Source organism: Croceitalea sp. MTPC6 (genome assembly GCF_036985525.1).
In the GTDB taxonomy this organism is placed as follows: Bacteria; Bacteroidota; Bacteroidia; order Flavobacteriales; family Flavobacteriaceae; genus Croceitalea.
The window spans coordinates 164,996-177,234 of record NZ_BTGR01000005.1 but is presented as its reverse complement, the minus strand read 5'-3'; the positions used below and the strand labels follow the sequence as shown (position 1 = coordinate 177,234).

General features: G+C 35.4%; 14 protein-coding genes. 12 read left to right on the top strand and 2 right to left on the bottom strand.

The window, feature by feature from the left end:
* From infA to AACP56_RS11150, 12 genes are all read left to right on the top strand, one after another.
* Positions 1–216 (top strand): translation initiation factor IF-1, encoded by a 216-nt coding sequence (gene infA / locus AACP56_RS11205; RefSeq protein WP_008613577.1) that lies wholly within the window; start codon positions 1–3, stop codon positions 214–216.
* 1 nt (position 217) lies between these two features.
* Positions 218–334, top strand: a complete 117-nt coding sequence (gene ykgO, locus AACP56_RS11200) for a type B 50S ribosomal protein L36 (RefSeq protein ID WP_013305171.1) — start codon at positions 218–220, stop codon at positions 332–334.
* A 2-nt stretch (positions 335–336) separates the two neighbouring features.
* Positions 337–711 carry a 30S ribosomal protein S13 gene (gene rpsM, locus AACP56_RS11195; RefSeq protein ID WP_339337646.1) on the top strand — a complete coding sequence of 125 codons (375 nt, stop codon included), beginning with the start codon at positions 337–339 and terminating at the stop codon, positions 709–711.
* A 12-nt stretch (positions 712–723) separates the two neighbouring features.
* Positions 724–1,116, top strand: coding sequence for a 30S ribosomal protein S11 (gene rpsK, locus AACP56_RS11190; RefSeq protein WP_339337647.1), 393 nt, complete (start codon positions 724–726; stop codon positions 1,114–1,116).
* A 106-nt stretch (positions 1,117–1,222) separates the two neighbouring features.
* Positions 1,223–1,828 carry a 30S ribosomal protein S4 gene (gene rpsD, locus AACP56_RS11185; RefSeq protein ID WP_339337648.1) on the top strand — a complete coding sequence of 202 codons (606 nt, stop codon included), beginning with the start codon at positions 1,223–1,225 and terminating at the stop codon, positions 1,826–1,828.
* An 18-nt stretch (positions 1,829–1,846) separates the two neighbouring features.
* Complete coding sequence (locus tag AACP56_RS11180) at positions 1,847–2,839, top strand: DNA-directed RNA polymerase subunit alpha (protein ID WP_339337649.1); 993 nt, start codon at positions 1,847–1,849, stop codon at positions 2,837–2,839.
* A gap of 59 nt (positions 2,840–2,898) precedes the next feature.
* Positions 2,899–3,399 (top strand): 50S ribosomal protein L17, encoded by a 501-nt coding sequence (gene rplQ, locus AACP56_RS11175; RefSeq protein WP_339337650.1) that lies wholly within the window; start codon positions 2,899–2,901, stop codon positions 3,397–3,399.
* A 178-nt stretch (positions 3,400–3,577) separates the two neighbouring features.
* On the top strand, positions 3,578–4,690 hold the full coding sequence (carA, locus tag AACP56_RS11170; RefSeq protein ID WP_339337651.1) for a glutamine-hydrolyzing carbamoyl-phosphate synthase small subunit: 1,113 nt from the start codon (positions 3,578–3,580) through the stop codon (positions 4,688–4,690).
* Between the two features lie 116 nt (positions 4,691–4,806).
* A complete protein-coding gene (gene eno / locus AACP56_RS11165; RefSeq protein WP_339337652.1) occupies positions 4,807–6,099 on the top strand; it encodes a phosphopyruvate hydratase in 1,293 nt (430 codons plus the stop codon).
* A gap of 114 nt (positions 6,100–6,213) precedes the next feature.
* Positions 6,214–7,749, top strand: a complete 1,536-nt coding sequence (locus AACP56_RS11160) for a glycogen synthase (RefSeq protein WP_339337653.1) — start codon at positions 6,214–6,216, stop codon at positions 7,747–7,749.
* 118 nt (positions 7,750–7,867) lie between these two features.
* Positions 7,868–9,151, top strand: coding sequence for a citrate synthase (locus tag AACP56_RS11155; RefSeq protein ID WP_339337654.1), 1,284 nt, complete (start codon positions 7,868–7,870; stop codon positions 9,149–9,151).
* A 93-nt stretch (positions 9,152–9,244) separates the two neighbouring features.
* Entirely contained in the window at positions 9,245–10,159 is a 915-nt protein-coding gene (locus AACP56_RS11150) for a dimethylarginine dimethylaminohydrolase family protein (RefSeq protein ID WP_339337655.1), read from the top strand.
* A 2-nt stretch (positions 10,160–10,161) separates the two neighbouring features.
* Here AACP56_RS11150 and AACP56_RS11145 read toward each other — a convergent pair whose 3' ends face one another.
* Both AACP56_RS11145 and AACP56_RS11140 read right to left on the bottom strand, forming a co-directional pair.
* A complete protein-coding gene (locus AACP56_RS11145; RefSeq protein WP_339337656.1) occupies positions 10,162–11,292 on the bottom strand; it encodes a serine hydrolase domain-containing protein in 1,131 nt (376 codons plus the stop codon).
* 122 nt (positions 11,293–11,414) lie between these two features.
* The gene (locus AACP56_RS11140; RefSeq protein WP_339337657.1) at positions 11,415–12,230 is read right to left on the bottom strand and encodes a LytTR family DNA-binding domain-containing protein; all 816 of its coding nucleotides are present in this window, start codon (positions 12,228–12,230) and stop codon (positions 11,415–11,417) included.
* Between the last annotated feature and the right edge of the window lie 9 nt (positions 12,231–12,239).

Below are 12,239 nucleotides of genomic sequence, written 5' to 3'. Positions count from 1 at the left end.
ATGGCAAAGCAGCCAGCAATAGAACAAGATGGATCAATAATCGAAGCATTATCAAATGCAATGTTTCGAGTTGAATTAGAAAACGGTCACGTTGTGACAGCTCATATCTCAGGGAAGATGCGTATGCATTACATTAAATTGCTTCCAGGAGATAAGGTAAAACTTGAAATGAGCCCATACGATTTGACCAAAGCAAGAATTACATATAGATACTAAGATGAAGGTAAGAGCATCAGTAAAGAAAAGAAGTGCCGACTGCAAAATTGTTCGCAGAAAAGGCAGATTATACGTAATCAACAAAAAGAATCCTAGATTTAAACAAAGACAAGGGTAGTTATGGCAAGAATTGCAGGGGTAGACATCCCAAAACAAAAGCGAGGTGTAATCGCACTTACCTATATCTTCGGAATTGGTAAGAGCCGTGCCAAAGAGATTTTAACAGCAGCAGGTGTAAGTGAAGACACTAAAGTTTCAGATTGGAACGATGATGAGATTGGTAAAATCCGTGATGCGGTATCTTCTTATACTATAGAAGGCGAACTTCGTTCAGAGACTCAATTGAATATCAAACGTCTAATGGACATTGGATGTTACAGAGGTATTCGTCATAGATCTGGTTTGCCATTAAGAGGTCAACGTACAAAGAACAACTCTAGGACAAGAAAAGGAAAGCGTAAAACAGTTGCTAATAAGAAAAAGGCAACTAAATAATAGTTAGGTATTATGGCAAAGGCAAATACTAAAACAACAAAAAAGCGTAAAGTAATAGTTGATTCCAACGGAGAAGCTCACATAACAGCATCTTTTAACAATATCATTATTTCTTTAACGAATAAAAAAGGAGACGTTATTTCATGGTCTTCAGCTGGTAAGTTAGGATTTAGAGGTTCTAAAAAGAATACTCCATACGCTGCTCAAGTAGCTGCTGAAGATTGCTCTAAAGTTGCTCACGAAGCTGGTTTGCGTAAAGTAAAGGTTTTCGTTAAAGGACCAGGTAACGGTAGGGAATCTGCAATCCGATCTATACACAATGCAGGAATTGAGGTAACTGAGATCATCGATGTTACTCCAATGCCGCACAATGGATGTAGACCTCCAAAGAGAAGAAGAGTATAATTAATTATAATATGGTCTGCGAATAGCAGATTTTCACACGAAAGCGTACTAAAGATTATCGAAGGATAAGCCTTAATTCATAATCACACTTTCATAAACTAAGAAGATGGCAAGATATACAGGACCAAAATCAAAAATCGCTCGTAAGTTTGGCGAAGCGATATTCGGAGACGATAAAGCCTTCGAAAAAAAGAATTATCCTCCGGGACAACACGGTAACAACCGTCGCCGTGGAAAAAAATCAGAGTATGCAATCCAGTTGATGGAAAAGCAAAAAGCAAAGTACACTTATGGTATTTTAGAAAAGCAGTTTAGAAACTTGTTTGCTACTGCCAAAAGAAAAGAAGGTGTTACTGGTGAAGTGCTTTTACAACTATGTGAATCTCGTTTAGACAACGTTGTTTACAGAATGGGTCTTTCTTCTTCAAGAAGAGGAGCCCGTCAGTTGGTTTCACACAGACATATTACGGTAAATGGAGAAGTGGTAAATATCCCTTCATATTCATTAAAAGCTGGTGATGTTGTTGGTGTTCGTGAAAAGTCAAAATCTGTACAATCTATTAATGATTCCCTTGCGAACAATAGTAGTGTGTACGAATGGATTACTTGGAACAACGAGAAAAAAGAAGGTGCTTTTGTAAGCGTACCGGAAAGACTTCAGATTCCAGAGAACATCAAAGAGCAATTAATCGTCGAGTTATATTCTAAATAAAAACAACACTAATCCAATATGGCACTACTTAATTTTCAGAAGCCCGATAAAGTTATCATGATAGACTCGACAGATTTCGAGGGGAAATTCGAATTTCGCCCTTTGGAACCTGGCTATGGATTAACTGTTGGGAATGCATTACGAAGAGTATTACTTTCCTCATTGGAAGGTTTTGCGATAACATCAGTTAGAATTGATGGGGTTGAACACGAGTTTTCGGTTATCCCTGGCGTTGTAGAAGATGTTACCGAGATAATATTGAACTTAAAGCAAGTTCGATTCAAAAGACAGATTGATGACGTTGAAAGTGAAACAGTTTCTGTTTCTCTAAGTGGAAAAGACCAATTAACTGCGGGTGACTTTCAAAAATTCATTTCAGGGTACCAAGTGTTAAATCCTGATTTGGTCATTTGCAACATGGATTCTAAAGTTTCTATAAACTTAGAAATCATTATCGAAAAAGGTCGAGGTTATGTTCCAGCGGAAGAAAACAAAAAATCAAATGCTCCTCTTGGAAGCATTGCAGTTGATTCTGTTTATACTCCGGTAAAAAACGTAAAATATAGTATCGAAAACTTTAGGGTTGAACAAAAGACCGATTATGAAAAATTGGTTTTTGAAATCGTAACTGATGGCTCTATTCATCCTAAAGACGCATTAACAGAAGCTGCTAAGGTGTTAATTCACCATTTCATGTTATTCTCAGATGAGCGTATAACTTTAGAAGCTGACGAAATTGCGCAGACAGAAACTTATGATGAAGAATCATTGCACATGCGACAGTTATTGAAAACCAAACTGGTTGATATGGACTTATCTGTACGTGCATTAAACTGTTTAAAAGCAGCAGAAGTTGATACTTTAGGAGATTTAGTTTCTTTTAATAAGAACGATTTAATGAAGTTTAGAAACTTTGGTAAAAAATCACTTACTGAATTAGAAGAATTGGTTATAAACAAAGGTCTTCAGTTTGGAATGGATTTGGCAAAGTATAAATTAGATAAAGATTAATAATCATATTTTGCTCCTCGTCAAAAGCGAGTTTGGTAGCAAGATGATAAATCAAAAAAATGAGACACGGAAAGAAATTTAACCACTTAGGTAGAACAGCTGCCCATAGAAAAGCGATGTTGGCAAACATGGCTTGTTCTTTAATTGCGCACAAGAGAATTAATACTACCGTTGCTAAAGCAAAAGCGTTAAAGCAATTTGTTGAGCCTTTGATTACTAAATCAAAAGTTGAAAACAATCAAACTACAGAAAAAGGAACCCATAATCGTAGAATTGTTTTTAGTAATCTAAGAAGCAAACATGCAGTTACTGAGTTGTTTGGAACTGTAGCGGAGAAAATTGGTGACAGGCCAGGTGGTTACACAAGAATAATCAAGTTGGGTAACAGGTTAGGTGATAATGCTGATATGGCGATGATAGAGTTGGTTGATTTCAATGAAATCTACAACGCTGGTAAACCTGCCAAGAAGTCTACTAGAAGAAGTAGAAGGGGGGGTGGAGCTAAAAAAGCTACTCCAGCACCAGTAGAAACAACTGCAATTGATGATTCTGAAGAATAAGATGTTAATTAATAGTTGAAAATAGATAAAAGGATACGCTGAAACGTATCCTTTTTTTATGTTTTTTTGTGAAATTTTACTCGACAATCGAGATTTGTTACTTGGGGTATTCCTCCAAATTAAAATTAGTTTGCAATCTAAACCTTATGGTTTTAGCCTGAGGTAATTTACTTAGTGTATGAAGTATCAGACAAGAAAAAAAGCACTTTTATTATTGGAGGACGGAACTATTTTCTATGGCAAGGCTGTAGGGGATAAAGAAGGTTCTGCGTTTGGAGAAGTATGTTTTAATACCGGAATGACCGGCTATCAAGAAATTTTCACAGACCCATCGTATTACGGGCAATTGATGGTGGCGACAAATGCCCATATAGGAAACTATGGAACCCATGAAGATGAAGTGGAATCCGATTCTATAAAAATTGCTGGATTAATAGTTAAGAACTTTAGTTATAATTATTCAAGACCAAGTGCTAACCTGAGTTTGTTAGAGTTTTTGGAAAAAAACAATCTTCTTGCTATTTCTGATGTTGATACGAGAGCCTTAGTAAGTTATATTAGGGAAAATGGTGCCATGAATGCTGTTATTTCAACAAGGATAGATGATATTGAATCTTTGAAAAAGGAATTAAAACAAGTGCCGAGTATGAAGGGTTTGGAGCTTGCTTCTAAAGTTTCAACTAAAAAACCATATGTGTATGGAGATGAAAAAGCTACTTATAAGATTTCTGCTTTAGATATTGGAATCAAGAAGAATATTTTAAGAAACATGGCCAAACGGGGAGCTTGTATAAAGGTTTTCCCTTATAACACTTCAAAAGAAGAAATGGCATCGTGGAATCCAGATGCCTACTTTATTTCAAACGGTCCTGGTGATCCAGAACCATTAAAAGAAGCAATCCAAACCACAAAAGATATTTTAAAAGAAGACAAACCCCTTTTTGGAATATGTCTGGGACATCAAGTATTGGCTCTGGCAAATGGTGTTTCAACATATAAAATGCATAATGGTCATAGAGGTATAAACCATCCTATTCTGAATTTGATAACAGGAAAAGGTGAAATCACTTCCCAAAATCATGGTTTTGCCATCAATAAGAAAGAGACAGAGGCTAATCCTGAGCTAGAAGTTACACATACCCATTTAAATGATAATACCGTTGCAGGTATTAAAGTAAAGGGTAAGAATGTGTTTTCAGTTCAATATCATCCAGAAGCTAGTCCTGGGCCACATGATGCAGATTACTTATTCAATCAATTTTTTGATGCTATAAAAGCAAACTCTAACTAAAACGTTGTAGTTTATTTTTTGGTTATTATCAGGTAGTTATATGATTTTCCGCCTGTTAAAAACTACGCGCTTTTGTATCTTCGCTCAAATAATATCAATCACAAATAATAAAGACAATGAGTATCATTATCAACATCCATGCAAGACAAATTTTAGATTCTAGAGGAAACCCAACTGTTGAAGTTGATGTAGTTACAGAAAGTGGGATTCTAGGTAGAGCTGCTGTGCCGTCAGGTGCTTCAACTGGAGAACATGAGGCAGTTGAATTAAGGGATGGTGGTAATTCCTTTATGGGTAAAGGAGTTGGAAATGCGGTAAATAATGTAAACACACTTATTGCAGAAGAATTGGTTGGTACTTCAGTATTTGAACAAAACTATATTGATCAAACTATGATTAATTTGGATGGTACTCCAAATAAATCAAAATTAGGTGCGAATGCAATATTGGGTGTTTCGTTAGCTGTAGCTAAAGCAGCTGCTGAAGAATTGGGAATGCCATTGTATAGATACATAGGTGGTGTAAGTGCAAACACACTTCCAGTTCCTATGATGAATATCATAAATGGAGGCTCACATTCGGATGCTCCAATTGCTTTTCAAGAGTTTATGGTAATGCCGGTAAAAGCAAAAGACTTTAGTCACTCTATGCAAATGGGTACTGAAATCTTCCATAACCTAAAGAAGGTGTTGCATGATAGAGGACTAAGTACTGCTGTAGGTGATGAAGGTGGTTTTGCTCCAACATTAGAAGGTGGTACTGAAGATGCTTTGGACACCATTGCTAAAGCTGTTGATAAAGCAGGCTATAAGCTAGGAGATGATGTTATGATAGCTTTGGATTGTGCTTCAGCGGAATTCTATTTGGATGGAAAGTATGACTATACCAAATTTGAAGGTGATAAAGGGCAAGTTAGAACATCTGAAGAGCAAGCTCAATATCTAGCCGATTTGTGTTCCAAATACCCAATCATCTCTATCGAGGATGGGATGGATGAAAACGATTGGGATGGATGGAAAATGCTTACCGATAAAGTCGGCGAGAAAGTGCAATTAGTTGGGGATGATTTATTTGTGACCAATGTAGAACGCCTTTCAAGAGGAATTGAAAATGGCATAGCCAATTCTATTTTGATTAAAGTAAATCAAATAGGAACACTAACAGAGACTATTGCAGCAGTCAATATGGCTAAAAATGCAGGATATACTTCAGTTATGTCTCATCGTTCTGGTGAAACAGAAGATAATACGATTGCGGATTTGGCAGTGGCATTAAATACGGGACAGATTAAGACTGGTTCTGCATCTCGTAGTGATCGTATGGCTAAATACAATCAATTATTGCGGATTGAAGAAGAATTGGGTGATACAGCATATTATCCCCAAGAAAAAGCATTCAAATTAAAATAGGATATAGCATCTTATTAAAATATAATATTCAAGCCTTTCTAAGATAAGAAAGGCTTTTTTTTGTACTATAGATAATGTATATTAAGCTTCAATACCGAATAATCAGTAAGACATATGAATAATTTTCTTTTTGCGGCAGCAGAAAATGATGGAATAGCAAATTGTAAAGCGGGGGGGATGGGAGATGTAGTGCGTGATGTGCCACGTCAAATCTCAGAAAAAGGAGATAAAGTTCATATAGTAGTGCCATCTTATGGTAGACTCCATCAAAATGGAGTTTTAAAGACAAAGTTAAACTTTACCCTTCGCGGTATCATTTATACTGCTGAGCTATATGAGGTAAAGCCCAAAAAAGAATATCCAAATATTTATCATTATGTAATACATCATCCAGAGATTGAGGCAGGCGGAATTGCACATATTTACCATGATGACCCAGAAGAACCTTTTTATACAGATGCAATAAAATACTTCATCTTTTGTACCGCGGTAGCTGAAGCAATAAAAAAAGGAGCCTTTGGTAAGCTGGACATTGTTCATCTTCATGATTGGCATTCTAGCTTACTATTGTTTTTGCGTGAATATCATAGAGGGTACGATGGTCTCAAGAAGATTCGCTTTGTTTATAGTATTCACAATCTCGCCATTCAAGGTATACGCCCTTTTGAGGATAATTATTCTTCTGTGAAAAATTGGTTCCCAGATGTTCCGTATGATGAAAAAGGATTACAGGATTATAGGTATAGAGACTGTATCAATTTGATGGCAGTTGGTATTCGTTTGGCTGATGCAGTTCATACAGTATCACCATCATATAAAGAAGATGTAATGAAACCAAGTTCACCACCAGAGTTTATTGGAGGTGAAGGATTGGAAAAAGATTTGCAACGAGCGGACAGAGAGAATAGACTCTTTGGGATTTTAAATGGTTGCAATTATAAAAATGTTAATGTTGAGGAAAAGGGAAAGATATATCGAAATACTGTAAAAGCATTGTTTAGCTGGCTTCAAGAAGAGTCTAAAAAATATAAGGCAGATTTTTTGGCACATACTGGAGAGAAAATAATGCAATATGTAGATTCCCCACCAAAATTCATTGTCTCAAGCGTAGCCCGTCTTACAGAGCAAAAATTTTACTTCTTCAAACGTTCTCCTGAGGCTTTTGTAAAGATTCTTGAAAAACTTGAGATGGTAGATGGGATTTTTATCCTATTGGGAACTGGAGCGCCTGAGTATGAAGAGCTTTTCAGGGACATTAGCTACAGGCATAAAAACTTTATTTTCACAAACGGGCAATCTGAAAACTTGATTGATTCCATGTATTTAGAATCTGACCTTTATTTTATGCCGAGTCTTTTTGAGCCTTGCGGGATAAGTCAAATGCTTTCTATGCGAAACGGTAACCCATGCTTGGTTCATCATACGGGGGGATTAATAGATACGGTTAAACATATGAAAACCGGTTTTGGCTTTGATGGTGACACGTATGATGAGAAAATAAAGAATATGCTTTCCACTTTTGATTTGGCTCTGGATACTTATGCTAATGATAAACCCAAATGGAAAAAGATTCAGGCAAGTGCCAAAAAAGTCCGATTTACATGGGAAAAATCTGTAGATGAATATTACAAGGTTCTCTATAAAATGTAAGCTAGTTTTTTTGAATCGACTATTGTTAAGAATTCACCAAAATTGAAGGCTATAATTGTTAAAACCTTTCGTTTTTCGTAATTTTAACATTCTGTCATAATAATTATAAATCACTTAAATGTCGAATAAAGCAACACTAGAATTTGAAGGAAAAAAATATGAATTCCCAGTCATTAAGGGAACAGAAGATGAGTTGGCAATCGATATAAAAACACTAAGGGGAACTACTGGTATTGTTACCATTGACCCAGGTTACAAAAACACAGGTTCTTGTGAAAGTGCAATTACTTTTTTAGATGGTGAAAAAGGAATTTTACGTTATTGCGGATATTCTATAGAGGAGCTAGCTGAAAAAGCAGATTTTTTGGAAGTTGCTTATCTTCTCATCTTTGGTGAATTGCCAAACAAAGAACAACTAGATGCTTTCCATCTAGATATTAAGAATGAATCTCACGTGGATGAAGAGATGAAAAAGATTTTGGATGGTTTTCCTAAATCTGCACATCCAATGGGTGTTTTATCTTCACTTACCAGTGCCTTGGTGGCTTTTAATCCTGGATCAGTGGATGTGGCTTCAGCAGATGCAATGTATGGTTCTATTGTCAGAATTTTAGCTAAGTTTCCAGTATTGGTAGCTTGGGCCATGAGAAAGAAAATGGGACTTCCATTAGATTATGGAGATGACAGCTTGGGTTATGTGGAGAACATCCATAAAATGATGTTTAAAAGACCAAATCAAGAGTATAAAAGGAATAAGGTTGTTATTGATGCTTTAGACAAGTTATTGATTTTACATGCTGACCATGAACAAAACTGTTCAACATCAACAGTAAGAATCGTAGGTTCATCTCATGCGGGATTGTTCGCCTCCCTTTCAGCAGGTATCTCAGCGTTATGGGGGCCGTTACATGGCGGTGCTAATCAAGCTGTATTGGAAATGCTGGAGGCTATTGAAGCTGATGGTGGAGATACCAAAAAATACATGGCCAAGGCTAAAGATAAGAATGACCCATTTAGACTAATGGGCTTTGGTCATAGGGTGTATAAAAACTTTGACCCACGTGCTAGAATTATTAAAAAAGCTGCGGATGAGGTCTTGGCTGATTTAGGAATCGAAGATCCAATTTTGGAAATAGCAAAAGGTTTAGAAAAAGAAGCCTTGGAAGATGAATATTTCGTGAAAAGAAAGTTATACCCAAATGTAGATTTCTATTCAGGTATTATCTATCGTGCACTAGGAATTCCAACAGACATGTTTACCGTTATGTTTGCCTTAGGAAGGCTACCAGGATGGATTGCCCAATGGAGAGAAATGCGTTTACGTGGAGAACCAATAGGAAGACCAAGACAAATTTATATTGGAGAAAATCACCGTCCTTTTGTCGAAGTTGACAAAAGGTAGATTGCTACCATTATTAAAAACAATAAGCCCTTTTATCAAATAAAAGGGTTTTTTTATTCTAAAAAACGAATTTAATTTCACAAAAAATTAAAAATGCTTCAGCTAAATATAAATGATGAAACATCACTATTAAAAGCAGTGGTTTTAGGAACAGCGGAAAGTTGTGGTCCTACACCTAAGCCAGATGAGGCTTATGATCCTAAATCTTTAGAGCATATTCTAGCTGGAACTTATCCCAATGAAGATGATATGATTAAAGAGATGGATGCTTTTGCACGTGTTTTTAAAAAGCATGGGGTTAAAGTATTTAGGCCATCTGTTTTGATAGATTGTAACCAGATATTCTCTAGGGACATTGCTTTTGTGATTCAGGATAAGTTAGTGCATGCAAATATCCTTCCGGATAGAGAAAAAGAATTTCAAGCCATTAAACATGTTATTGAACAAGTAAACCCAGAAAATATTATTTACCCGCCAGAAGAGGTTCATATTGAAGGAGGAGATGTTATGCCCTGGAGAGATTACATTTTTGTAGGCACTTATACTGGGGAAGATTATCCAGATTATATTACAGCTAGAACCAATAAAGAAGCAGTTGGTTTTTTAAGAGAACAGTTCCCAAGCAAACAAGTAAAAGCTTTTGAGTTGAGAAAATCCAATATCAATGCCAAAGAGAACGCTTTACATTTAGATTGTTGTTTCCAGCCCATAGGCACAGATAAAGCAATTCTTCACAAAAATGGATTTTTAATAGAGGAAGAGTACGAATGGCTGGTAAACTATTTTGGAAAAGAAAATATTTTTGAAATTACTGCTGATGAGATGTATCAAATGTTCAGTAATGTATTTTCCATATCACCTAATGTTGTGGTTTCTGAGCAAAATTTCACCCGTTTAAATAACTGGTTAAGGGAACAAGGCTTTATAGTTGAAGAAATCCCCTATGCTGAAATTGCAAAGCAGGAGGGACTTCTTCGTTGTAGTACATTACCATTAATACGAGAATGACCTCACATAAAAAGAGCAGTTAGAATATCCATTTGAAGATTTTCAACTTTTTTTCGAATAGGAGATTCCATCATCGTGTTAAAGTTAGTGGCCAAAAAGACAATTGAGTTTAATTCAGGCAGGTATAATAATATACAACCAGCACCAATACCTCCACCGGAATGGCCAAGTGCGCAAGTAACATCCAAATTGTAATATTGAATGCCTAATCCATAACTTTTTTCTCCATCTTCATTAGGCACAAATTCTTGCATTAATTTTAGAGTTTGTGGCTTTAATAGTTTTCCTGAAATCAATCCTTTAAGAAAAAGTGCAGCATCTTCGGTTGAAGAAACAATACCATCATCTCCTTTCATAGAAGAAACATTCGCACGTTGCAACTTAGATACATTTGTTGGAAGACCTTCTAAAAGTATATCCCAATAAGCATCTACCAGATTAATATTTTTGTTCTGGTTTTCTTTTGAGAGATAGACTGTTGAATTTAGTTTAAGTTTCTTAAAAATATGTTTCTCCATATAGGAGACATGATTGCCAGTTATTTTGTCTGCAATCAGTGATAGTAGTTCATAATTTGTATTCTTATAACGGTATTTGCTTCCTGGTTCAAACTCCAATGATTTATTGGCTATGTGTGCAACCATTTCTTCCACGGTCAATACCTTTTGTGGGTTATGGATAATTTTTGAAACTAAAATAGGGTCGGTACTATATTCTGGAAGTCCAGATGTATGATTCAATAACATTTTTACTGTGATTTTTTCACTTCCTTCGATTTCGGTAAGCCAATCATAATTAAGATAGTTTACAATCCTGTCTTCTAGATTTAGTTTTCCTTTTTCGTACAATTGTAAAATGACTACTGCCATGTAGGTCTTGCTGACACTCTGTAAATAAAATAAGTGGTCGTTGGTTAGGGGAATCTCCTCCTCAATATTTGATACACCTTCAGCATGAGACCAAAGACCAGTATCTTCATTATATACTGTCAATGCCAACCCCGGAATGCCCATGGCAGTATATTTTTTTAAAATGGATTTCACTTTTTCCTTTCTGTCCTCAGGAAACCCTTCTTTTTGAGCTGATACTGTAATTGTAAATAGCAGTAGCAATGAAATAATTTGTTTTTTCATGATGAATAATTTTAGGCAAAATTGCACTAGGTTAAATGATTGGAAATGGTAAATCTTTAATAAAAATGCTGAAGTGTAGCATTTCTTATTATGAAGTGTAGTGTTATTATATTTTAAGCTTGCTAGGTTTGCATACTAAACCATTTTTTAAATTGTGGAGCATTGATTCTACTAACTATTTGCTTTTCTGTGTCTGTCTTATCTGCATTAAAATTGACAATCAGCTTACCGTTAACGTCTTTCTTATAACCCTTGATAAAATTGCGGTTTGCAATACATTTTCGATTTAATCGAAAAAATAGTTCTTCAGGAAGTTTGGGCATTATTTTGTTTAAAGAAAGCTCTAAAACATAATTTCTATTTTGTAAGGTATACAAATAAGTGGTTTTGTCAGCTACATAAAACATTGAAATATTTTCAAAGGGAACATTCTTAATATTTTTACCGTAAAGAACTTCAAAACCTTTTTGGCGTAATTCTTTATCTTTTTCTCTAAGAAGTCTAACCTTAATCCACTCATCATAAAAGTAGATTCCAACATAAATACCATTAATAACTAATATCCAAATAAAGAAAATAAAAAGGTTGTAGGTATAAAACTTTATTGGTAGCGGACCATCGCCAAAAAATAGGTTAATGAGTTCTGTGGATAGGATAATAAATCCTAGGGTAATTATATTGGTTAAAAAAAGTTGAATTATTAACCTTTTGACCAATGCTTGTTCGTAAGGGATTTTTTTATCTAGAAAGTCAATTGCTTTTCTAATTAACCACCAGCAGACTAAGCCAGAGGCGGTATCAATAAAATATGTAGTGTAGGTGTACCAATCCCATCTTATTCTGGAATATGTTAGATGGTAATTTATAGTGTTGATAAGAGGAATCAACACAAAACACAATACCCAATCATTGTATTTATCCAGGTATTTTTTGAACATTGTTTTAAA

Excerpts from the sequence above, each read along its gene's own strand:
- infA (WP_008613577.1), top strand. The coding sequence starts at position 1 with ATGGCAAAGCAGCCAGCAATAGAACAAGATGGATCAATAATCGAAGCA.
- ykgO (WP_013305171.1), top strand. The coding sequence starts at position 218 with ATGAAGGTAAGAGCATCAGTAAAGAAAAGAAGTGCCGACTGCAAAATT.
- rpsM (WP_339337646.1), top strand. The coding sequence starts at position 337 with ATGGCAAGAATTGCAGGGGTAGACATCCCAAAACAAAAGCGAGGTGTA.
- rpsK (WP_339337647.1), top strand. The coding sequence starts at position 724 with ATGGCAAAGGCAAATACTAAAACAACAAAAAAGCGTAAAGTAATAGTT.
- rpsD (WP_339337648.1), top strand. The coding sequence starts at position 1,223 with ATGGCAAGATATACAGGACCAAAATCAAAAATCGCTCGTAAGTTTGGC.
- AACP56_RS11180 (WP_339337649.1), top strand. The coding sequence starts at position 1,847 with ATGGCACTACTTAATTTTCAGAAGCCCGATAAAGTTATCATGATAGAC.
- rplQ (WP_339337650.1), top strand. The coding sequence starts at position 2,899 with ATGAGACACGGAAAGAAATTTAACCACTTAGGTAGAACAGCTGCCCAT.
- carA (WP_339337651.1), top strand. The coding sequence starts at position 3,578 with ATGAAGTATCAGACAAGAAAAAAAGCACTTTTATTATTGGAGGACGGA.
- eno (WP_339337652.1), top strand. The coding sequence starts at position 4,807 with ATGAGTATCATTATCAACATCCATGCAAGACAAATTTTAGATTCTAGA.
- AACP56_RS11160 (WP_339337653.1), top strand. The coding sequence starts at position 6,214 with ATGAATAATTTTCTTTTTGCGGCAGCAGAAAATGATGGAATAGCAAAT.
- AACP56_RS11155 (WP_339337654.1), top strand. The coding sequence starts at position 7,868 with ATGTCGAATAAAGCAACACTAGAATTTGAAGGAAAAAAATATGAATTC.
- AACP56_RS11150 (WP_339337655.1), top strand. The coding sequence starts at position 9,245 with ATGCTTCAGCTAAATATAAATGATGAAACATCACTATTAAAAGCAGTG.
- AACP56_RS11145 (WP_339337656.1), bottom strand. The coding sequence starts at position 11,292 with ATGAAAAAACAAATTATTTCATTGCTACTGCTATTTACAATTACAGTA.
- AACP56_RS11140 (WP_339337657.1), bottom strand. The coding sequence starts at position 12,230 with ATGTTCAAAAAATACCTGGATAAATACAATGATTGGGTATTGTGTTTT.